The sequence below is a fragment of the Cupriavidus oxalaticus genome (genome assembly GCF_016894385.1).
Classification (GTDB): domain Bacteria; phylum Pseudomonadota; class Gammaproteobacteria; order Burkholderiales; family Burkholderiaceae; genus Cupriavidus; species Cupriavidus oxalaticus.
Window position 1 is genome coordinate 3,263,475 of the sequence record NZ_CP069812.1, and the last position, 20,605, is coordinate 3,284,079.

Sequence of the window (20,605 nt, forward strand, 5' to 3'; positions counted from 1 at the left end):
TCAGGCTACGGCCACCTGCTGCACCAGGCGGTCGATCACGGCATCGGCGCTGACACCGGCCGCGTGCGCCTCGTACGACAGGATCAGGCGGTGGCGGAACACTTCGTGCACCACGGCCTGCACGTCCTCGGGCGAGACGAAGTCGTGCCCGTGCAGCCAGGCATGCGCGCGCGCCACCTTGTCCAGTCCGATGGAGCCGCGCGGGCTCGCGCCGACCTGGATCCAGCGGTCCAGCTCGTCGTCGACGGCCTTGGGCGCGCGCGTGGCATGCACGAGCGCGACCATGTAGCGCGCGACCGCTTCGCTCACGTGGATGCCGTGGATCTCGGCCCGCGCGGCGAAAATGACTTCGGGTGCCAGCCTTTGCACGGCGCCCGCCTGGGCACCGGCGGCGGCGCCGGACTCCTCGGCGCGCGCCAGCGCAACGATCTGCGCCTCGGCGGCGGCTTCGGGATAAGTCACGTTGACGTGCATCAGGAAGCGGTCCATCTGCGCTTCGGGCAGCGGGTAGGTGCCTTCCTGCTCGATCGGGTTCTGCGTGGCCATGACCAGGAACAGCGGGTCGAGCTTGTGGGTGACGCCGCCGACGGTGACCTGGCGCTCTTCCATGGCTTCGAGCAACGCCGCCTGCACCTTGGCCGGCGAACGGTTGACCTCGTCGGCAAGCACCAGGTTGGCAAAGATCGGCCCGGCCTGGAAGCGGAACTCGCCCTTGCCGCCCTCGGTGTAATACACCTCGGAGCCCGTGATATCGGCCGGCAGCAGGTCGGGCGTGAACTGGATGCGCGACAGCTTCGCTTCCAGGTTCCGCGCCAGCACCTTGATCGCACGCGTCTTGGCCAGGCCCGGCAGCCCTTCCACCAGCAGGTGGCCATCGGCGAGCAGGCCCAGCAACATGCGCTCGATCATGTGCTGCTGGCCGACGATGGCTTCGCCCATCCGCTGCTGCAGTGCCAGCACGTCGTCACGGGTGCTCATGGGGCATTCCTCGATGGCGCCGGGCCGGGTGTTCGGTGGCGCCCCCCGAACCAGGCGTAGTAAGGGTTGTCAGGATCGGCACGCATCACCTGTTGCATATGCAGCGCCCAGGCGTTGCGGTCGCCGTAATAGGCGTCGAGGCCGGCGGTGTAGAAGGTGTGCAGCGTTTCGCGTTCGCGCCCGATGTCGGCGACGAGCCCGGCATCGGCACCCGTCAGCGGCGGCTCGGTCTGCAGCGTCAGCAGGCGCTGCAGCACCTGCGGGAACTCGACGCGCCGCACCCAGGTCGCGTATTCGATGCGCGGACGGTCGTCGGTCACGGCGGGCGCATCGCCGACATAGCGCTCCAGGCCCGCGCGGTCCGTCACCCAGGTCGCCAGCAGCGCAGCCGGCGACGCCACGCCCACCGCCCGCAGCGCCGCCGCGACGTCTGGCTCCGCAAAGCGCTGGCGGATAGGCGCCGCATCGAGTGTGATGGGCGACAGGGAGCCCACCAGCATCATCTCGTGCAGTTCGGTGGTCCACAGCGTCGCATGCGGAAACACGTCGAGGAAACTGCGCACCAGCGAGCGCGTGTCTTCGTCGTTCTGCGTGGGCAACGGCAGCCATTGCGCGACCAGCCCGCCCGGTTGCAGCCGTGCCGCGGCGAGGCGATAGAAATCGGTCGAGTACAGGTTGACCACGCCTGCGGCCGAAGGCGGCGGCGGCTCCAGCGTGATCAGGTCGTAGCGCTGCTCGCTCTGCAGCAGCTCGCGCCGGCCGTCGCGCAGGCGGATATCAACGCGCTTGTCTCCGGCCACGCCGAAGTTGCCCTGGAACTGCGGCACGGCACGCAGCACCGGCGGCAGCAGTTCTGCCACCACGCGGTGCTCGAGGCCTGGATACGGCAGCATGGCACCGGCCGTGATACCGGTGCCGAGGCCGATCACCAGCGCCGAGCGCGGCGTGCCGCCGTGAATGATCAGCGGCAGCAGCGCCTGCAACCGCATGTAGCGCAGCGACGTCATGGTGTCGCCGGAATTCGACACGCCCTGGATATAGAGGCGGTTGAATGTGTGGCTCGGGGACGACTGCTTCACCACCGCCACGGTGGCGCCGCGGCCTTCCTCGTAGAACACCATGTCGCCGCCACGTGCGTGCGCCAGCAGCGTGGCGAGCCGGTCCGCGGGCGCGAGCGCCGCGGCAATTACCGCGAGCAGCGCCACCATCGGCACGGCCCAGCGCGCCGGCTTGCGTACACCCGAGCCGAGCGCCACGGCGATGACGCCGACAATGCCGGCGCCCACGGCCAGCAGCGACAGCGTATGCACCAGTCCGATGCGCGGCACCAGCACAAACCCAGCCACCGCCGTGCCGACGATGCCGCCCAGCGTATTGAGCGCCACCACCGCGCCCACGCCGGCGCCAAGCCGGTGGTTGTCCACGCCCACGCGCAGCACGAACGGGAAGGCCGCGCCCAGCAGCAGCGTGGGCACGAACACCACACACAGCGCGGCCACCGCGAAGCTCGCGCAGGCGGCCGCCAGGCCGTTCGACGTGGCCGACTGCACCCACGCCGATGCCGCCGCCTGGGCCCGCAGCAGCCACTCGCCGAGCACCACGATTTCGAGCAGCGCCACCAGTCCCGCGGCCGCGATCAGTATCGCGAACGCGCCCCATGGGTCTCGTGCGCGATCAGCCCGCCGCGCCGCGAGCGCACTGCCGATGGCAAGGCCCGCAAGGTAGGTCGCAAGCACCACCGTGAAGGCAAAGGTGCGCGTGCTGATGAACTGCACGATGGCCTGCGACCACACCACTTCATAACCCAGCGCGATGCCGCCCGCGGCGGCATAGAGCCCCAGCGCCAGCCGCCCGTCGCCGGCATCGCGCGCCGGCTCGGCGGATGCCGGCGCGGCAGCGGTGGCGGCCGGTTCCTGCGCAGGCACCGTGCGCGAAGCCAGGGCCAGCGCCGCAACCGCAGCAAGACCGTTTAGCGTGGCCGCGGCCAGCGCGCTGCCCGTGATACCGAGCCACGGGATCAGCACGAAGCCCGCCAGCAGCGTGCCGGCAATGGCCCCCGCGGTGTTGGCGGCATACAGGCGTCCGCCGTGCGTGCCGATGTAGCCGGGGCGCGACGCCAGCACGCGCATCAGCACCGGCAGCGTGCCGCCCATGGCCGCCGCGGGCAGGATCACCAGCACGAACGGCAACGCCCAGGCCAGCAGCCCGACGCGGCTTTCCAGCCATGCGAACGGCGCTGCGGCCCGTGCGAGCGCCAGCGTGGCGCCAATGGCCAGCACCAGCACGGCGATTTCGAGCCACGCATACAGCCTCAGCGGTTGCGCATGGCGGTCGGCCACGCGCCCGAACAGCCAGCCACCGAGTGCCAGGCCGGCAAAGAATGCACCTACGGCGGTGGTGACGGCGTGCACATCCACGCCGACCACCAGCGCCAGCTGCTTGATCCAGAGAACCTGGTAGATCAGTCCGGCCGTGCCCGAGACGAAAAGCAACAGGGTAGGTGCCAGCACGGCGCCGTCTAGCGCCACCTGGCCCTGCCCTGCCTGCAAGGCGGCGCTTTCCGCGCGCCGCGGTTTGCCGGATCTGTGCCGCCCTTGCTGCTTGCCGGCGTTTGCGCCGGCATGCGCTTCTCTCATGGTGCGATCCTGGTGAAGAGGTTGGCCGGGAGGATCCAGCCAACCATTGCCACGGGAATTACTTTCCGCCCGCCGCCCCCTTGTCGAGGGACTTCATCAACGCCTCGGTCATCTGGTCAATGGTGAAGCTTGCCGGCCTCTGGCTGGGTGGATAGTCCTTGAACGTCTGGAGGAACGGCGCTACCCGCGACGATGCATAGCTCATCATGTATGCATTCTTCGCGGTCCAGTCATAGTACTGATCGGACACGATATCCGCGCGCTCGTAGGGATCCATGCGCAGGTTAAATGCCTTTGGCACGCGCAGGCACGTGAACGGGTTCGCCCACACCTGGAAACCGCCCGGCTCGCGCTGCTCGCAGAAGACGAACTTCCAGTCGTTGTGCCGCATCGCAACCAGCACACCATCATCGTTGAAGTAGTAGAAATCCTGGCGTGGCCCGGTATTGCTCTGACCCGTCAGGTATGGCAGGAAGTTGTAGCCGTCCAGGTGCACCTTGAAGGACTTTCCGCCAATGCTGGCGCCCTTGAGCAGCCGCTCCTTGATGTCTGCATCGCCGGCCGCCGCCAGCAGGGTCGGGAACCAGTCGAGCCCGGACATCATGGTCGTGGACACCGTGTTGGGCTTGATGCGGCCGGGCCACCGGACAAGCGCCGGCACGCGGAACGCCCCTTCCCAGTTGGTATCCTTCTCGCTGCGGAATGGCGTGGTTGCGGCGTCCGGCCAGCTGAACTGGTTCGGGCCGTTGTCCGTCGTGTAGATCACGATCGTGTTGTCGGCGACCTTCAGTTCATCCAGTGACTTGAGCAGCTTGCCGACATGCCCGTCGTGCTCGATCATGCCGTCCGCATATTCATTGCCCGGCATGCCGCTCTGCCCGCGCATCGACTCGCGCACGTGGGTGAACAAGTGCATGCGCGTCATGTTCATCCACACGAAGAACGGCTTGTCGGCCTTGATCTGCTTTTCCATGAAGCCGATCGCCGCCGTCGTGGTTTCGTCGTCGATGGTCTCCATGCGCTTGCGGTTGAGCGGGCCGGTATCTTCTACCTTGCCGTCGGCAAAGGAGTGGATGACCCCACGCGGTGCATTCGCCTTGACCCAGGCCTCGTCGTTCTTCGGGTAGTACGGGCGCTCCGGCTCCTCTTCCGCATTGAGGTGGTAGAGGTTGCCGAAGAATTCGTCGAAACCATGCGCGGTCGGCAGGTACTCGTTGCGATCGCCCAGGTGGTTCTTGCCAAACTGGCCGGTTGCATAGCCAAGCGGCTTGAGCGCCTGTGCGATGGTCACGTTCTGCGCTTGCAGGCCGACCGCCGCCCCCGGAACGCCAACCTTCAGCAGGCCCGTGCGCAAGCCGACTTCACCCGTGATGAAAGTGGATCGGCCCGCCGTGCAGCTGTTCTCGCCGTAGTAGTCGGTAAACATCATGCCTTCCTGGGCGATGCGGTCGATGTTGGGCGTGCGATAGCCCACCACACCGTGGCTGTAGGCGCTGATGTTGGTCTGCCCGATGTCATCGCCAAAGATGACGAGGATGTTGGGCTTCTTGCCGGACGGCGCGGTGGCCGCCAGCGCGGGCGCCGAAGCCGCCGCAACCGGCGCGCTCGCTGCGACCGGCGGATTCTCCCTGGACGGCACCGGCGCGGCCGACGTGGGTGCCGGCGCCGTGGCGGGTGCCTGTGCCGCCGGCTGCTGCTCCTTGGGCGGCGTCTCCTTCTTGCCGCAGCCCGCGATCGCAAACACGGCGGCGGCCATGGCCAGCATCACCAGCCTGGAGCCCCGCCCTTTCCCTATGCCTTCTTCAACTCGGTGCATGTTCCGCCTCCGTTCATTGACCCGTTACGGTCGGTTCACTGCTGCGCTCATCGTGCTCATGGCTTGCCGGCCGGATAGATCTGCTGCCAGTCCTGCTTCATGCTGACCACGGTCCAGCCCTTGGCCCTGGCCGCATCCAGGGCCTTGTCCAGCTTGCCCACCTTGGACTGGCGGTCGTAGGCGAACTCCCGCTCGGCATCGTCGTGATGCACCAGCACCGCCATGCGCGGACCGTCGCCGCCGGCGGTGTACTCGAGCATCTGCAGGTCGCCGTCGGAATTGCCGACGGCGAGGATTGGCCGGCGGCCGATATGGCGGTAGATGCCGACCGGCTTGCCGGGGCCGTCATCGATAAAGTCGAGCTTGGGATCGCGAATCAGCACGGGCTTGCCGTCGCGCACCATGTAGCGCACGGCCTGGGACGAGCCGATCACCTGCTCGGGCGGGATGCCATAGATCTGCTGGCTCCACGGCCGCATGAAATCGATGGTGCCGCCGGAGACGATATAGGTCTTGAAGCCGTTGGCGCGCAGGTAGGACAGCAGTTCGAGCTGCGGCTGGTAGACCAGCTCGGTATAGGGCCGGTTGAACTTGGGATGGCGCGCCCTGGACAGCCAGTCGCGGATGGTGCGGTCGTACTCGTCCACGCTCATGCCGCTGTTGGCCGTGGCAATCAAACCGAGCAGCTGCTTCTGGTTTGCCATCAGCGCGTTCATGTCGTTGGCCATCAGCGCCTTGAACGCGGCATTGTTGCGCCATTCCGGATGCTGCGGCGCGGCGGCCCGGACCTGGTCGAGCAGGAAGAAGAACTGGAAGTACAGCGGCTGCTCGCTCCACAGCGTGCCGTCGTTGTCGAACACCGCCACGCGCGCCTCGGGTGGCACGAAGGTGGGCGAGCCCGGGCGCGTCACGTCGGCCACGAACTTGAGCAGCGCCTGACGCGCGGCGCCGTCGCGCCACGATGGCAGGGCCTGTTCGGCGGGCTGCGCCTGGGTGGCAGCGGCCTGTGCCGCAGGGGCCGCAGGTCCGGCGGGCGCGGTGCAGCCGGAGAGCTGCAGTCCGGAAAGCGCCAGCACAGCGCACAGTGCGGCGATCGTCTTGCGCGATGCGCTGGCGCGCAAGACGCTGTCGGGGGGCATGCTCATAGCAACTTGCTCCTGGGTCGTGTCGTACCGCTGCGGCATCAGCGTGACGCCGGTTTCGGCTGTCCGCCCATCGCCAGCGGCATATGGGGCGCATTGCGGCGCATCTCGGCCCAGCGGCTGTCGTCCATCGCCAGCCGGAAGCCAAGGTGCGACATGCTGTTGAAAGGATCCGTCCCGCGCCGCGCGCTGGGGCGGTAGCTCAGGCAGTAGTCTTCGTTGCAGAGGAACGAGCCGCCGCGCGTCACGCGCTTGGGCGCGTTGACCGGTACGCCGGGCTCGCTGGGATCCCACGAGGCCAGCGGGCCGGCCGGATTCTCGATCGGCTGCGCCTTGCCGGCTTCGCGCCGGAACTGGTCGGCGCGATACCAGTCGGCGACCCATTGCCAGGCATTGCCGGTCATGTCGGACAGCCCGTAGCCGTTGGGCGGGAACGTGCCGACCGGGCTGGTGCCAAGCGCGCCGCCGGCCTTGGGGCTGACTACTGGGCTGACTACTGGGCTGACTACCGGGCTGACAACGGGAAACGGCTGGTTCTGCTGGCCCTGCCAGACGTTGGCCATCTGCTTGCCGGCGGGCGCGAACTGGTCGCCCCATGCGTAGGTGGCCTGCTCCAGCCCGCCACGGGCGGCGAACTCCCACTCCGCTTCGGTGGGCAGGCGCTTGCCGGCCCATTTGGCGTAGGCCTGCGCATCTTCGTAAGACACCTGCACCACCGGATGGTCGTCCTTGCCTTCGATCGAGGTACCGGGACCGCCCGGATGACGCCAGTCGGCGCCGGGTACATAGCGCCACCAGCGCGAATAGTCCTGCAGCGGCACCGGACGCGGCGTGCCGACAAAGACCATGCCGCCGGCCACCATCGCGCTGTCGGGCGGACGCGGCGTGCCGGGGGGCAGCTGTACCTTCAGGGTTTCCCAGTCCGGCGCCCGCTCCGCCGTGGTGACGTACCCCGTGGCCTCGACAAACTTGCGGAACTCGGCATTGGTGACGTGGTGCTTGTCCATCCAGAAGGCATGCACGCGCACCTTGTGCGCCGGCTTCTCGTTGGCCTGCGCCATCTTGCTGTCGCTGCCCATCAGGAATTCGCCGCCGGGCACACGGACCATGCCGAGCGGGCCGTTCTTGCCGTCGCCTTCCACCACCCCTGGCGCCTTGCCGTCGCGCGACTGCGCGTACCACCAGCTGCCGCCCGCGCCTGCCACGATGCCGGCACAGACGAGCAGGGCCATCACGACTCCGCGGCGTCGATGCGGCACCGCAGCAGTGGCAGGCAGCGCTTGCGCTGTGCCGCGCGCGGAGCCCTGCGAATGGAGCCCGTTGCGCTTGCCGGTTGCCATAGGACGTTCCTCCGCCAAATACAAAAAGGTGCGATAGTGCACCTGCGGGTATCGTCACAGAATGGGTACTGAAAAGGAATTTAGATTTCTTGCCGCGCGTGTTGAAAGATTTCACCGGCGGCGATGTCATGCATGCATGCTCCTCGGGGTAAATACCGCCCCGACGTCTCGTCCATAGCGCCGATGTGCCGCGCCGGTAGTGGCCCGTACGCTGCGGTTTGCCATGCGCGCAAGGCGCGACAAGACAACCAGGACGCCACAACAGGAGGAAACACCATGCAAGCTGACCGACGCAAAGCCCTGCAGTGGCTGGGGGCAGGCTCCCTCGCCACCACGGCTTCTGCACTTGGTCTTGGTCTTGGCCTCGGCCATGCCCGAGCCCAGTCAGGACAGTCCACCGCGTCGAACTATCCGTCGCGGCCGGTACGGCTGGTCGTGCCCTACCCGCCGGGCGGCGCCACCGACGTGCTGGCACGCGCGCTCGGCGAACCGCTCGGCAAGCTGTGGCAGCGCCCCGTCATCGTCGAGAACCGCCCCGGCGTCGGCGGCATGATCGGCGCCGACGTGGTGGCCAAGGCGGCGCCGGACGGCTACACGCTGCTGCTGGCGCTGCCCAGCCTGGTGCAGACGCCCTATATGGTGGCCAAGCCCCCGTTCGATCCGCTGCGCGACCTGACTGCCATCGGCCAGTTGTGCACCTCCAGCCTGGTGCTGACCGCCAACAGCGCCATGCCGCGCACGCTGCCCGAGGTGGTCAGCCTGGCCAGGTCGCAGCCGAACAAGATTTCCTACGGCACTTATGGCATCGGCACCGGCGCCCATCTCTATATGCAGGTGTTCACGACCGGTGCCGGCGCCGAAATGCTGCACGTCCCGTACAAGGGCGAAGCGCCGATCGCCACCGACCTGATCGGCGGCCAGATCTCGCTGGGTACGCTGTCGCCGATGACCGTGCGCCAGCACGCGCGCACCGGCAAGCTGCAGCCGCTGGCCGTGACCGGCAACACCCGCGCGCCGATGCTGCCTGACGTGCCCACCTTCCAGGAACTCGGCTACAAGGGGCTGGACGGCCCGGCCTGGCTCGGCCTGTTCACCACGGCCGGGACGCCGCAGCCTATCGTCGAGAAGATTTCCGCGGATGTGGAGACGGTGATGGCCGCGGCCGATATCCGGCAGCGCATGGCCGACCTGGGGCTGATCGTCAAGACTTCGCGCCCCGCCGCGTTCGCGGCGGTGGCGAAGGCTGACCAGGCTTATTGGGGGAACGTGATCAAGGAGTACAACATCCGGCTGGATTGAGGCGGCACTGCCTCAGACGCCGGAATCGCGGCGCCAGTGCATAGCGTATTGCGCTGGCCCGCCACATCCAGATACTCGCCGGACAAATCCACTTCCGGCAATGCCTCGGGTTTGTGCGCCGACGGGGGCAATCGAAAGCGCTGCTCAAGCCACCAGCGGCCTGAACCGGCGCTCCATTGCAGGGATTGCGTTCCTGACGCGCATTGCCAGATTGGCTTGCATGGTCGTGGATGCCGTTTCAATCAGTGCCCGCTCAATCTCGTAGCCATTCCCGTTCATCCACAACAAGACCTCGCACAGGTGCCACAGGGAACTGGCGCCTTCGTGCACCGGCGGCGGAAATGATTCGGGATGGCCGATCATCAGCTTGCGCATGTTCTGGCGGGACATCCCGATCGCATCGGCAATATCCGTCAGGCCGACCAGATCCGGCGCGGCTTCGATCAGTGTTGCGGATGGTATGGCGCGCTTTACATCGGCGAGCGCGCTCATGATGGCGTCCATGGCGGACTCCGCTTCGCGGTCGAAGGCAACCGCAATCCGGCCTGCCACGCCCGTCCCTACGATTGCGTCGTCACATCCCGCTTCGTACAGGCGTTCCACCAGTGCGTCGGGGTTGTTGTCGTTCGGCGACAGTTGATATCTGAGGGTGAAGGAATATTCCATCGCTATCTCGCCTTCTGCAGATTGACCAGAGGTACGCGGCTACACCGATGCGCGCAGCTGTCCACGATCCGCCTGATCCGGCTGGCGTGGCTGAATGGATTCCTTGGCGTGCCGTAGACGCTGAAGACACAAAACTCGCCGTTCCGGCATGACTGGTCGTTGCTCTGGCAATAGAGACGTCCCCACGCGTGACCGGTACCCGAGGATTGCTCGACGCGCCAGCCCTGCAACTCTGCGCGCCTTAGCGCGGCCTCAATGTCCTTCTTTGGGTGCCTGGCCCGAACCATTCCTGTCTCCAAAGATTAGAGGCGCCCGCGCAGGTTGTCAACTGACAACCAAACATTGGACGAAACCCTATGAATTGAAGGAGTGTGATTCGGGGGACTGAGAGCGGCACTAAGACGACTCTGCAATCGCCATGATTTTCGCGCGCACGCCTTTTCAGATGACGCCCGCTTCCCGCAGTGCGCGCAACTCGCTCGCCTCCAGTCCCAACGCGCCATAGACCAGCGCATTGTGCTCGCCCACGGCCGGCCCGCAGCGCGGCGCGGCCGGTGCGTAGCCGGAGAATCTCGGCACCACGCATGGCGCCGGCACTGACCCAAGCTCGGCATCCGGCAGGCGCACGATCGCCTCGCGCGCGCGCATCTGCGGATCTTCGACAATGTCGGCGATGCTGAACACCTTGCTGAACGGCACCTGGCAAGCATCAAGCGCCGAAGCCGCATCCGCGTAGGACCTGCCGGCAAACCAGGCCGCGATCTGCGCGTCGAGCGCATCGAGGTTGCGCACGCGGCCGGCGTTGGTGGCGTAGTCGGCCGCGTGCGCGAGCTGCGGCGCGGCCATCGCCTCTGCCAGGCGGCGGAAGGTGGCATCGGACGATGCCACCACCGACACCCAGACGTCATCCGAGGTCCGGTACATATTGGACGGTGCCGCATAGGTAGTTCGATTGCCCGCGCGCTGGCGCACGCGGCCCAGTTGCTCGTACTCCACCGCCAGCGGCTCCAGCAGCCGGAACAGTGCTTCCGTGGCCGCCAGGTCGATCTCGCGGCCGGGCAGGCCAGGCCGCGCGCGCCGCTCCGCCACTGCGGTGGCGATGGCAAAGGCGCCGAACAAGCCAGCGACCATGTCGCCGACCGGGTAGTTCATGTGCATCGGCCCGCTCTCCGGCGAACCTGCCAGGTTGGTGAACCCGCTCATCGCTTCAAAGATCCGCGCAAACCCCGGCCGCTGCGCATACGGTCCGGTCTGGCCGAAGCCGGTCAGCCGCAATACCACCAGGCCGGGGTTGGCCGCGCGCAGGGTCTCGATATCCAGCCCCCAGCGCGCCAGCGTGCCGGTGCGGAAGTTCTCGACCAGGACATCGAACTGCGGCAGCAGTTTCAGGAAGATCTCCTTGCCGCGCGGTGTGCGCACGTCCAGCGAGATGCCGCGCTTGCCGCGGTTGGTCACCTTCCAGTACAGCGCGTGCGCGTCGGTGACGGGCTCGAGCGAGCGCAGCGGATCGCTGCCATCGGGCAGCTCCAGCTTGACGACATCGGCGCCCATGTCGCCGCACAGCGTGGCCGAGAACGGTGCCGCCACCACAGTGGCCATGTCCAGGATGCGCACGCCCGCCAGCGGGCCGGCGCCGGCATCGGTGTGGGTGTTGCAAGGCTTTGCCGCCGTGGCGGCGTGGTCGGGTGACGCGTTCGGCATGGAATCTGTCTCTTCGTTCTCGGGTTGTCGCAGGTTGCTGCGCTCCAAACTGACAGCCCCGCTCGTCAGGCGCAAGCACGGTTTCGCTGTGCGGAACCGACGTGCTACAACATTGACGAGTCCCCCTTACGGATCCGAGCATGAATCCCAACAGACCGCCGCCAGACATGGAACGCACCCCACTGCCCGGCCTTGCCAGCGCCGACGAACTCTCTACCGATCGCCAGTTCGCCAGCAACCTGGCACGCGGGCTGGACGTGCTGCGGGCATTCACGCCGGGCAGCCCGGTGCTGGGCAACCAGGACATCGTGGCGCGGACCGGACTGCCCAAGGCAACGGTGTCGCGCCTGACGTACACGCTCGGCCTGCTTGGCTTTTTGAGCCGGGTGCCGGGCAACCAGAAGTACCGGCTCGGCGCGGGCGTGCTGGCGCTGGCGTATCCGATGCTTGCCGGGCTGGCCATCCGCCAGATCGCGCGGCCCTATATGGAAGCCATCGCCCGCGAAACCGGATGCACGGTGAACCTGGGAATGCGCGAGCGGCTGACGGTGGTGTACGTGGACAGCTGCCGCGTCGATCCGGGCAACGTGTACCAGCCCGACATCGGCAGTACGCGGCCCTTGCTGTCCACCTCGATCGGCCGCGCCGTGCTGCTGGCGTGCGGGGCGGAAGAGCGCGCTGCGGTGCTGAACCGGCTGCGCGTGGAAGATGCCGAGCGCTTTGCGCGGGAGCAGCCGATGTGGATCGCGGAACAGGCGCACTACGCGGCGCACGGCTTTTGCCTGAGCCGCGGCGAATGGCGAACGGACATTCATGCGATTGCCGTGCCGATCCGGCAATCGCTGCATGAAGACCCGTTCGCGCTGAACTGCACCGTCGCCGCCGCGCGCGACCGTGACGACATGCTGGCGCGCACGGTCGCGCAGAAGTTGCGCGAAGGCGTGAGGCAGATCGAGCTGGCGTGCGCGCGTTGATATGGCGACAAGCGGTGATGCCAAGCGGTGACGACGCCGCGGAAGTTGTAGGAGGCGCCAAGCGATCCGGCGAGACCGCGGCCTTATCGGAATAACTACCCGGGAATATCCCGGACCAGGAGACAAGATGCAATCCACTCAACCAGCGCGCCGGCGTCTGCTGGCCGCCATGCTCGGCTGCGCCGCGCTCGCGCCTGCCGTGGCCTTTGGCGCCGCCGACAGCGCCGACAGGTTTCCCGCCCGCCCCGTTCGCATCATCGTGCCGTTTTCTGCAGGCGGCGTGGTCGACACCGTCACCCGCGCCACCGCCGAGCGCATGGCCCAGTTGCTGCGCCAACCTGTCATCGTCGAGAACCGTACCGGTGCGGGCGGCGCCATCGGCACCGACATCGCCGCCAGGGCCACGCCGGACGGCTATACGCTGCTCGCCGTCAGTCCCAGCTACGTGGTCGGACCGCTGCTCAACAGCGCGATCAACTGGAAAGGCGCACGCGACTTTCGCGCGGTGGCGGGCTTTGGCGTGGTACCCAACGTGATCGTGGTGCCAGCATCGTCGCGGCTGCGCAGCCTGCCCGAATTGCTAGACGCCGCGCGCAGCCAGCCCGGTGCGCTGACCTACGCCAGCGCCGGCGTGGGAACCTCCAACCACCTCTCCGGCGAACTGCTCGCGCAAATGACCGATATCAAGTTGACGCATGTGCCGTACAAGGGCCAGCCCGAGGCGCTGACGGACGTGCTGGGCGCGCGCGTGTCGATGATGGCACTGACCGCGGCAATCGCTCGCCAGCAGGTCCAGAGCGGCAAGCTGCGGGCACTCGCGGTAACTTCCGCCAAACGGTCCGCGGCGTTGCCAGATGTTCCCACGGTTGCCGAAGCTGCGCGCCTGCCCGGCTACGAAGTGGGCGCGTGGCTAGGACTGGTCGCGCCGCACGCCACGCCCGACGCCGTCGTGCGCAAGCTGGCGGAGGCCGCGGCGCAGGCCGTCAGCGATCCCGCCGTGGTCAAGCGCCTGGCCGACCTCGGCATGGACGTCGCCCCGCAATCCGCACCCGCTTTCGACCGCTACCTGGACAGCGAGTCGCAGAAATGGACCCGCGTGCTGAAAACCGCCGGCATCACCGCCCAGTAGCACGTGCCGTCCACAAGGCCAGACACATCCCGCTCCTTCCCAGACATCTACCAGACCCTCCCATGATCCGCGACGCCGCCCGCATGCAAGCCCTGCTTGCCGACCTCCGCCAGTTCGTCCTCAACACCTGCATTCCGCTCGAAGCCGACATCGACCGCAACGACGTCATCCCCGAACCGGTGGTCGACGCCATGCGACAACTCGGATTGTTCGGACACAGCATCCCCGAAGCCTACGGCGGCGCGGGGCTGACGTCCGAAGAACTGACGCTCGTCAACATCGAAGTCTCGCAGGCCGCCACCGTCTTCCGCGCGCGCTTCGGCGGCAACACCGGCATCGCCTCCGAGTCGCTGGTCGTCGACGGCACCGAAGCGCAGAAGACGCGCTACCTGCCGCGGCTTGCCTCGGGCGAGCTGACCGGCTGCTTCGCGCTGACCGAGCCCGAAGCCGGATCCGACGCCACTTCTCTGCTGACATCGGCCCGGCGCGACGGTGACCATTACGTGCTGAACGGCAGCAAATGCTTCATCACCAACGCGCCGGTCGCCGACCTGTTCACCGTGTTCGCCCGTACCGACTCCGATACCCCCGGCGCGCACGGCATCAGCGCCTTCCTGGTCGAACGCGGCACGCCCGGCATCAGCACCGGCGAACCGGAACGCAAGATGGGCCAGCACGGCTCCCCGGTGGGCGATGTCTACCTGCAGGACTGTCGCGTGTCCGCGACTGCCATCGTCGGCGGCCAGCCCGGCGTGGGCTTCAAGACGGCGATGAAGGCGCTCAACAAGCAACGCATCAACCTGGCCGGCCTGTGCATCGGCCCCGCCATCCGCCTGGTGGACGAGATGGTGCGCTACGCCAGCCAGCGGCGCCAGTTCGGCAAGCCCATCGCCGATTACCAGCTGGTTCAGCAAATGATTGCCGACAGCAACACCGACATCCACGCCGCGCGCGCGCTGGTACTGGAAACCGCCCGCCGCCGCGACAACGGCGAGGACGTGACCATGGAGGCATCGATGTGCAAGCTGTTCGCCTCTGAAATGTGCGGACGCGTGGCGGATCGCGCGGTGCAGATCTTTGGCGGCAGCGGCTATATGGCGCGTACGGTGGCGGAGCGGTTTTATCGCGATGTGCGGCTGTTCCGCTTGTATGAGGGGACCACGCAGATCCACCAGCTGAACATTGCAAAAAGGACGATGCAGGCGCGGGAGGGGGTGCTGGGACAGGTGGGGTAACGTTTGGCGCCTGGGGCGGCGGAGGGGGCCGCCTCCCGTAGGCTACCGATGCATCCAATACCTATTCACGGCTGAAGTCCGGCGACAGCGCAATCATGATTGCCTCGTCTGCCGAATACAGATCGGGAATCACCGCCTTCGTTACCGCGCCCAGCGTCGACGTATAGATCCGCTGCGCCACATTGTCCGTCCGCGTCGTGATCATCACGCCTTTGATCCTTGCCCCGCGCTTCTCAAGCTCACAAGCGACCTGTGGCAATGACTGCCCGATAAGCGCGCGCGCAATGCCCCTGCCCCGGTTCTCGGGAAGCACCGCCATCTGCTCCAACTCGAGGACGACTTCCTCACGGAAGCCGCTTTTCTCGGTCCACTGGATGTAGCCGACGAGCCTCCCGTCCTCAACTGCGACAAAGTAACGGATACGTGGATAGGCGGCAGCGTTGCAGGATATCCAGAGCAGTGATTCCAGCTGACGCGGAAATGCGACTTGATGAATCGCTGCGACATGCTCTATGTCGTTGGCGACCAAAGGACGGACGGAAGTGACTTGACTCATAAGGTTTGCAGGTTACGCGCAGAATCAAGCTGCCTGCAGGCCATAGCGAGACCGAAAACGTCTGTCAGATTCAGCACGATTTGCGCGCACCGCACCATCTATGCGTGCGGTCAACGAACCGACAGCCGCTTGATTCCTGCAAAGCGAAGCGTACACCGACGGAACGGATCCTAGTGCGCAATAATGATCGTGCCTGACTCCCCACCGAAGCCGCCATGTCCACACCATTGATCCACTCGGCACGCCTCGCCCTGATCCCCTTCTCCGGCGCCGATGCCGACGAGGTTTGGCCTTGCATCACGCCAACCCTAGCCCGCTACATGGAATGGGAACCCGCCCCATCCCCTGCGGCATTCCGCGACGTCTCGCAAGACTGGCTGCCGGCCATGGACGACGGATCGGATTTCGTCTTTACTATCCGCCGGGCCAGCGATGGCCATTTCCTGGGACTGGCCGGGCTGCATCGTGCCGATACGCCGGCACCGGAATTCGGCATCTGGATCCGGGAAGACGCCCACGGCCACGGCTATGGAATGGAGGCCGTGCTGGCGGTGAAGGACTGGGCGATGGCGGCCCTGCAGCCGTTGCGGTTTATCTACCCGGTGGCGGAAGAGAACTGGGCCAGCCGGCGGATTCCGGAGGCGATGGGCGGCGTGCTGGTGGACAGCCAGCCTGCGCCGAAGTATGTGCGGCTGATTTATGAAGTGCCAGCGCGGTGATGCCGGGCACACGGCCGGATGCCGCTAAGGCGACGGAAGCCGAGCCACGGTAAACGATAATGGCCCGGCGCGGACCATCATTCGCGCCGGGCCATTCAGAACATCTAACGCCCCTTCCACTCGGGCGGCCGCCGCCCCACAAACGCTTCCACCCCTTCCCGGAAGTCTTCGCTCCCGTAGCACAAGCGCACCAGATCATCGGTATCGGCCACCGCCTCCACCGTCTGCCGCCGCAATGCCTCCTTGACGACCGTCTGCGTAACCGGCGCCAGCGCGGCGAGCCGGCTGCATAGCGCAGCGACCTCGCTCTCCAGCGACTCGGCAGCATGGATGCCTTCCAGGAATCCGCACGCCAACGCCGCATCGGCATCCAGGATCTGCGCCAGCAGCAGCATGCGCCGCACCGGCTGCAAGCCCCACGCCGCGCGCAGCTTGGCGAGGTTCTGCGCCGACAGCGTGTTGCCGAGTGTCTTGGCGATCGGCACGCCGAAGCGGGCCTTGGGCGTCGCCACGCGGAAGTCGCAGGCAGTCGCGATGGCCAGCCCGCCGCCCACCGCCCAGCCCTCGATGACGGCCACGGTCGGCATCGGCAGTTGTTCGACCAGGCGGATGCCCTCGTCAATGCGCGCTTCGTACGCGACCCCGTCATCGCCGTTCGAGAATTGCCGGAACTGCGCGATGTCAGTGCCCGCGACAAAGGCCTCCCCGCCCTCCCCGCGCAGCACCACCACGCGCACGCCCGCGCTGCCATCCGCCGCGAGCGCGCGGCAGTGCGTGGCGAGTTGCTCGTACATCGCCCACGTCATCGCGTTGCGCGCGGCCGGGCGGTCGAAGGTCAGCGTCGCGACCTGCCCCTGCACCGTCAGCCGGACTTGCCCGTCGTTGCCAGCACCGCCTTCGCGCTGGCTCGACCCGGATTGACCGCCTCCCGGCGGCACCGCGGCGTTCATGCGCCGAAGGCGCCGGCCGCGGCCAGCGACTGCTGTTCGTCCTTCGACAGTCCCAGCTCGGCCAGGATCTCTTCCGTATGCTGGCCCAGCAGCGGCGGCGGACGGCGGACCTGCTGCGGCGTGCCGCCCATCTTCACCGCGAAGCCGATATTGGGCACCTTGCCCTCGATCGGGTGATCGATCTCGATGCGCATCTGGCGGTGGCGGCCGTGCTCGCTGTCGAAGGCCTGCGGGTAGGTCAGGATCGGGCCGGCCGGGATGCCGACTTCGAGCAGCTGTTCGATCCAGTAATCGCTGGTCTGCGTGGCGAAGCTCTCCTCCAGCGCGGCGATCAGTGCCTGCCGGTTGGCGAGCCGCAGCGACACGGTGGCAAAGCGCTCGTCCTTGAGCAGGTCTTGCCGGTCCAGCGTGTTGCACAGCAGCTGCCACAGCTTCTGGTTGGTGGCGCCCATCACAAAGTAGCCGTCGGCCGCCTTCATCGCCTGGTACGGCGCGCTCATGCGGTTGGCCGTGCCCAGCGGCTCGGGCTCGCGGCCCGTGCCCCAGTACTCGCAGGTGTCCCACACCGAGAACGCCAGCGCGGAGTCGAACAGCGACGCGTCGACATACTGTCCCTTCCCCGTCTCCCTGGCGCCGATATAGGCCGACAGCATGCCGTAGGTCGCGAACAGCGCGCAGCCGATATCGGCCACCGGCACGCCCGCCTTCACCGGCGCGCCGCCCGGGTAGCCGGTCACGCTCATCACGCCCGACATGGCCTGCGCCATCAAGTCGAAGCCGGGCCGCGTGGCCCACGGCCCGCTCTGGCCGAAGCCCGAGATGCTGCAGTAGACCAGCTTCGGATTGATCTTGCTGAGCGTCTCGTAGTCGATCCCCAGGCGCTTCATCACGCCGGGGCGGTAGTTCTCCACCAGGATATCGGCCGATTCCGCCAGGCGATAGAGCACCTGCCGGCCGGACTCGGTCTTCAGGTCCAACGTGACGCTGCGCTTGTTGCGGTTCATATTGAGGAAGCCCATGCTGTCCGGGCCCTTCATCTTGAACCCCATCGACCCGCGCGTCTGGTCGCCGCCGTCGGGCGGTTCGATCTTGATCACGTCGGCGCCGAGGTCAGCCAGCAGCATGCAGGCGTAGGGGCCGGCCATGACCTGGCTGACGTCGAGCACGCGCACGCCGGACAGCGGCAGTTTGGCCTCAGGCGCTTGCGCGCGGGAATCGGTGAAATCGGTCATCGGGTGCTTCCTGGGGAATTCGATAAGTCGGTCGATAAGTCGGCGTGCGTGGGTGCGACGGTTCCTCGCCATCAGCTCTCGGCCTTCACGCCGGCGTCCTTCACGACCTTGGCCCACTTGTTGGACTCGGACGCGATAAAGGCGCCGAACTGCTGGTTCGTGCCGCCGGAATCCTCGGCGCCAAAGCTCTTGAGCCGCTCGGCCACGTCGGGCATCGCCAGCACGCGGTTGACGTCCGCATTCATGCGCTGCACCAGCGCCGGCGACATGCCCTTCGGCCCCACCAGGCCGTACCACGACGCCGCATCCAGGCCGGGGAAGCCCGACTCCGCCAGCGTCGGCACATTGGGATGGCTGGCCGCGCGCTTGAGCCGCGTCTGCGCGATCGCGATCACCTTGCCCTGCTGGATAAAGGGCGTGGCGGCAGTCATGGTGTCGAACGCATAGTCGATCTGGCCGCCCATCAGGTCCGCCACCAGCGGGCCCGAGCCCTTGTACGGGACGTGCACCACGTCGATCCTGGCCTGCATCCGGAACATCTCCAGCGCCAGGTGCTGCGCCGAGCCGATGCCGGACGAACCGAAGGAGATCTTGCCCGGGTTCTTGCGGCACAACGCCACGATGTCCGAAACGGTCCGCACCTTCTGTTCCGGACGGCAGGTCAGCATATTGGGCGTAACGCCCACCATCGAAATCGGCGTGAAGTCGGCGCGGGGGTCGTACTTGACGTCCAGCAGCGCCGGGGCAATCGCATGGCTGTTGACATGCGCCATCAGCAGCGTGGTGCCGTCAGGAGGCTGCTTGGCCACATAGGCGGCGGCGATCGCGCCGGTCGCGCCGGGCTTGTTTTCCACAAGCACGCTGGTATTCCACATGACCCCGAGCTTCTGCCCGATCACGCGCGCCAGCACGTCAGTGCCGCCACCGGGGGCAAAACCCACCACGATGCGCACCGGCCCTTGCACGTCAGCGGCGGCGCGCGCCAGGCCGGGCATCGCCAGTCCGGCCGCCGCGGCCAGGATGAATTGTCTGCGCTGCATTGTGTGTCTCCGTAGTACTAATCGTTATGGAGCCATCTTGCGCAATGCGGGCGCCGCGGGCTATCGCTATTTTGGGGATTCTGGTTTCGCGTTTTGCGCAAGCACTTCCAGGACGCTGAGCGCGGCGGAGGAAAGTGCGCCATGGGGCCGGTGGCACAGCACGAATTGCCGCTGCGCCCAGGTTTCGGCGATCGGTAGCCGCACGAAGCGGCTGCCACCGGCCACCTCGCGCGCAATGGCCTCCGGCATCACGCCGCCGCCCAGGTTCTGGGCCACCAGCGCGGCAATGCTGTCGAAGCCGCCGACGCGCATGCGCATATGCAGCACGCGGCCCGCCTCCTCCGCCAGCCGCTCCAGGCCGATCGAGATCGCCGAGCTCTCGCCGAGCACGATCAGGTCGCAGTCCAGCACGTCTTCCGTCGTGACCTGCTTGCGCTTCGCCAGCGCATGGCCGCGCGCCACCACCAGCACCAGCCGGTCGCTGCGATAGGGCGCGGTCGGCAGGTCGATCATGCCCAGGCTGCCCTCGTAGATGCCGATGTCCACGGTACCGCGGCGCAGCGACTGCTGGACTTCCTCGCTGTTCATTTCCTGCAGGTCGATGCGGACGCCGGGGCAGGCGGTGGCGCAGCGCTGGATGTCGAAGGGAAGGAACTGGATGACCGCGGACTTTGGCGCCGCCACCCGCACCACGCCCAGGTCGCCGCCGACGAAGGAGGCGGCGTCGTCCTGCATGCGCTGGACGGTGTGGGTGATGCCGCGGGCATGGGCCAGCAGGGCGCGGCCGGCCTCGGTCAGGGCCATGCCGTGGGGGAGGCGTTCGAACAGGGAGACGCCTAGTTGGGATTCGAGTTCGAGGATGCGGCGGGAGGCGGCTGCCGCGGCCAGATGCAGGCGTTCGGCGCCGCGGGTGATGCTGCCCTGGTCGGAGACGGCGATGAAGAGTTGGATGGTGGTGAGGTCGAAGTGGAGGCGGGAGGTGCGTGGGGCCGAGGATGTCACGATGGACCGTGCTTAGGTAGGCGGGCTACCGATGAGGGAAGTGGAAACCGTTTCGAGCGCCTTGGAATGCGGTGCACCGGGCCGTTTGATTTTCGCCTCATCGAGCGGGGTAGGCAACTGCGGATTTCCCGCGCTCCCTGCGTTCCAGCCGGACTCGCCTTTGCCATTATCATCACGACACCCTTGGTCA

17 protein-coding genes are annotated in these 20,605 nt (G+C 67.0%); 5 read left to right on the plus strand and 12 right to left on the minus strand.

Going from position 1 to position 20,605, the window contains the following annotated elements; all coding sequences use genetic code 11:
* The 5 genes from JTE92_RS27480 to JTE92_RS27500 form a co-directional block, all read right to left on the minus strand.
* Complete coding sequence (locus tag JTE92_RS27480) at positions 1-978, minus strand: AAA family ATPase (protein ID WP_063241720.1); 978 nt, start codon at positions 976-978, stop codon at positions 1-3.
* Entirely contained in the window at positions 975-3,614 is a 2,640-nt protein-coding gene (locus JTE92_RS27485) for a fused MFS/spermidine synthase (protein WP_063241721.1), read from the minus strand. The genes JTE92_RS27480 and JTE92_RS27485 overlap by 4 nt, the downstream gene beginning before the upstream one ends.
* Positions 3,615-3,672: 58 nt before the next feature.
* Positions 3,673-5,370, minus strand: coding sequence for an arylsulfatase (locus JTE92_RS27490; protein ID WP_371136935.1), 1,698 nt, complete (start codon positions 5,368-5,370; stop codon positions 3,673-3,675).
* A gap of 116 nt (positions 5,371-5,486) precedes the next feature.
* Positions 5,487-6,575 carry an HAD family hydrolase gene (locus JTE92_RS27495; RefSeq protein ID WP_063241723.1) on the minus strand — a complete coding sequence of 363 codons (1,089 nt, stop codon included), beginning with the start codon at positions 6,573-6,575 and terminating at the stop codon, positions 5,487-5,489.
* A 38-nt stretch (positions 6,576-6,613) separates the two neighbouring features.
* Positions 6,614-7,804, minus strand: coding sequence for a formylglycine-generating enzyme family protein (locus tag JTE92_RS27500; protein WP_116386865.1), 1,191 nt, complete (start codon positions 7,802-7,804; stop codon positions 6,614-6,616).
* Between the two features lie 384 nt (positions 7,805-8,188).
* Here JTE92_RS27500 and JTE92_RS27505 point away from each other — a divergent pair, with 384 nt between their 5' ends.
* A complete protein-coding gene (locus tag JTE92_RS27505; RefSeq protein WP_063241725.1) occupies positions 8,189-9,211 on the plus strand; it encodes a Bug family tripartite tricarboxylate transporter substrate binding protein in 1,023 nt (340 codons plus the stop codon).
* 144 nt (positions 9,212-9,355) lie between these two features.
* On the opposite strand, the gene JTE92_RS27510 is transcribed toward JTE92_RS27505, so the two are convergent.
* Complete coding sequence (locus tag JTE92_RS27510; protein ID WP_063241726.1) at positions 9,356-9,877, minus strand: hypothetical protein; 522 nt, start codon at positions 9,875-9,877, stop codon at positions 9,356-9,358.
* Positions 9,878-10,318: 441 nt separating this feature from the next.
* Positions 10,319-11,476, minus strand: a complete 1,158-nt coding sequence (locus JTE92_RS27515; RefSeq protein WP_063241742.1) for a CaiB/BaiF CoA transferase family protein — start codon at positions 11,474-11,476, stop codon at positions 10,319-10,321.
* Positions 11,477-11,745: 269 nt separating this feature from the next.
* On the opposite strand from JTE92_RS27515, the gene JTE92_RS27520 reads away from it, so the two are divergent.
* The 3 genes from JTE92_RS27520 to JTE92_RS27530 all read left to right on the plus strand — a co-directional run bounded on the left by JTE92_RS27520 (position 11,746) and on the right by JTE92_RS27530 (position 14,916).
* Positions 11,746-12,552 (plus strand): IclR family transcriptional regulator, encoded by an 807-nt coding sequence (locus tag JTE92_RS27520; protein ID WP_063241728.1) that lies wholly within the window; start codon positions 11,746-11,748, stop codon positions 12,550-12,552.
* Positions 12,553-12,679: 127 nt separating this feature from the next.
* Positions 12,680-13,681 carry a Bug family tripartite tricarboxylate transporter substrate binding protein gene (locus tag JTE92_RS27525; protein ID WP_063241729.1) on the plus strand — a complete coding sequence of 334 codons (1,002 nt, stop codon included), beginning with the start codon at positions 12,680-12,682 and terminating at the stop codon, positions 13,679-13,681.
* Between the two features lie 62 nt (positions 13,682-13,743).
* Positions 13,744-14,916 carry an acyl-CoA dehydrogenase family protein gene (locus JTE92_RS27530; protein ID WP_063241730.1) on the plus strand — a complete coding sequence of 391 codons (1,173 nt, stop codon included), beginning with the start codon at positions 13,744-13,746 and terminating at the stop codon, positions 14,914-14,916.
* 61 nt (positions 14,917-14,977) lie between these two features.
* Here JTE92_RS27530 and JTE92_RS27535 read toward each other — a convergent pair whose 3' ends face one another.
* On the minus strand, positions 14,978-15,472 hold the full coding sequence (locus tag JTE92_RS27535; protein WP_063241731.1) for a GNAT family N-acetyltransferase: 495 nt from the start codon (positions 15,470-15,472) through the stop codon (positions 14,978-14,980).
* A 215-nt stretch (positions 15,473-15,687) separates the two neighbouring features.
* Here JTE92_RS27535 and JTE92_RS27540 point away from each other — a divergent pair, with 215 nt between their 5' ends.
* Positions 15,688-16,191, plus strand: a complete 504-nt coding sequence (locus tag JTE92_RS27540) for a GNAT family N-acetyltransferase (RefSeq protein ID WP_063241732.1) — start codon at positions 15,688-15,690, stop codon at positions 16,189-16,191.
* Positions 16,192-16,295: 104 nt separating this feature from the next.
* Here JTE92_RS27540 and JTE92_RS27545 read toward each other — a convergent pair whose 3' ends face one another.
* From JTE92_RS27545 to JTE92_RS27560, 4 genes are all read right to left on the minus strand, one after another.
* On the minus strand, positions 16,296-17,141 hold the full coding sequence (locus JTE92_RS27545; protein ID WP_063241733.1) for an enoyl-CoA hydratase/isomerase family protein: 846 nt from the start codon (positions 17,139-17,141) through the stop codon (positions 16,296-16,298).
* Positions 17,138-18,373, minus strand: a complete 1,236-nt coding sequence (locus tag JTE92_RS27550) for a CaiB/BaiF CoA transferase family protein (RefSeq protein ID WP_063241734.1) — start codon at positions 18,371-18,373, stop codon at positions 17,138-17,140. The genes JTE92_RS27545 and JTE92_RS27550 overlap by 4 nt, the downstream gene beginning before the upstream one ends.
* 71 nt (positions 18,374-18,444) lie before the next feature.
* Positions 18,445-19,413, minus strand: a complete 969-nt coding sequence (locus tag JTE92_RS27555) for a Bug family tripartite tricarboxylate transporter substrate binding protein (protein ID WP_063241735.1) — start codon at positions 19,411-19,413, stop codon at positions 18,445-18,447.
* A 66-nt stretch (positions 19,414-19,479) separates the two neighbouring features.
* The gene (locus JTE92_RS27560; RefSeq protein ID WP_063241736.1) at positions 19,480-20,415 is read right to left on the minus strand and encodes a LysR family transcriptional regulator; all 936 of its coding nucleotides are present in this window, start codon (positions 20,413-20,415) and stop codon (positions 19,480-19,482) included.
* Between the last annotated feature and the right edge of the window lie 190 nt (positions 20,416-20,605).

What these genes read in the sequence shown, in the direction of transcription:
- JTE92_RS27525 (WP_063241729.1), top strand. Translation starts at nt 12,680, where the DNA reads ATGCAATCCACTCAACCAGCGCGCCGGCGTCTGCTGGCCGCCATGCTC.
- JTE92_RS27520 (WP_063241728.1), top strand. Translation starts at nt 11,746, where the DNA reads ATGGAACGCACCCCACTGCCCGGCCTTGCCAGCGCCGACGAACTCTCT.
- JTE92_RS27505 (WP_063241725.1), top strand. Translation starts at nt 8,189, where the DNA reads ATGCAAGCTGACCGACGCAAAGCCCTGCAGTGGCTGGGGGCAGGCTCC.
- JTE92_RS27555 (WP_063241735.1), bottom strand. Translation starts at nt 19,413, where the DNA reads ATGCAGCGCAGACAATTCATCCTGGCCGCGGCGGCCGGACTGGCGATG.
- JTE92_RS27535 (WP_063241731.1), bottom strand. Translation starts at nt 15,472, where the DNA reads ATGAGTCAAGTCACTTCCGTCCGTCCTTTGGTCGCCAACGACATAGAG.
- JTE92_RS27480 (WP_063241720.1), bottom strand. Translation starts at nt 978, where the DNA reads ATGAGCACCCGTGACGACGTGCTGGCACTGCAGCAGCGGATGGGCGAA.
- JTE92_RS27500 (WP_116386865.1), bottom strand. Translation starts at nt 7,804, where the DNA reads ATGGCCCTGCTCGTCTGTGCCGGCATCGTGGCAGGCGCGGGCGGCAGC.
- JTE92_RS27485 (WP_063241721.1), bottom strand. Translation starts at nt 3,614, where the DNA reads ATGAGAGAAGCGCATGCCGGCGCAAACGCCGGCAAGCAGCAAGGGCGG.
- JTE92_RS27515 (WP_063241742.1), bottom strand. Translation starts at nt 11,476, where the DNA reads ATGGCCACTGTGGTGGCGGCACCGTTCTCGGCCACGCTGTGCGGCGAC.
- JTE92_RS27540 (WP_063241732.1), top strand. Translation starts at nt 15,688, where the DNA reads ATGTCCACACCATTGATCCACTCGGCACGCCTCGCCCTGATCCCCTTC.
- JTE92_RS27545 (WP_063241733.1), bottom strand. Translation starts at nt 17,141, where the DNA reads ATGAACGCCGCGGTGCCGCCGGGAGGCGGTCAATCCGGGTCGAGCCAG.
- JTE92_RS27495 (WP_063241723.1), bottom strand. Translation starts at nt 6,575, where the DNA reads ATGAGCATGCCCCCCGACAGCGTCTTGCGCGCCAGCGCATCGCGCAAG.
- JTE92_RS27530 (WP_063241730.1), top strand. Translation starts at nt 13,744, where the DNA reads ATGATCCGCGACGCCGCCCGCATGCAAGCCCTGCTTGCCGACCTCCGC.
- JTE92_RS27510 (WP_063241726.1), bottom strand. Translation starts at nt 9,877, where the DNA reads ATGGAATATTCCTTCACCCTCAGATATCAACTGTCGCCGAACGACAAC.
- JTE92_RS27550 (WP_063241734.1), bottom strand. Translation starts at nt 18,373, where the DNA reads ATGACCGATTTCACCGATTCCCGCGCGCAAGCGCCTGAGGCCAAACTG.
- JTE92_RS27490 (WP_371136935.1), bottom strand. Translation starts at nt 5,370, where the DNA reads ATGGCCGCCGCCGTGTTTGCGATCGCGGGCTGCGGCAAGAAGGAGACG.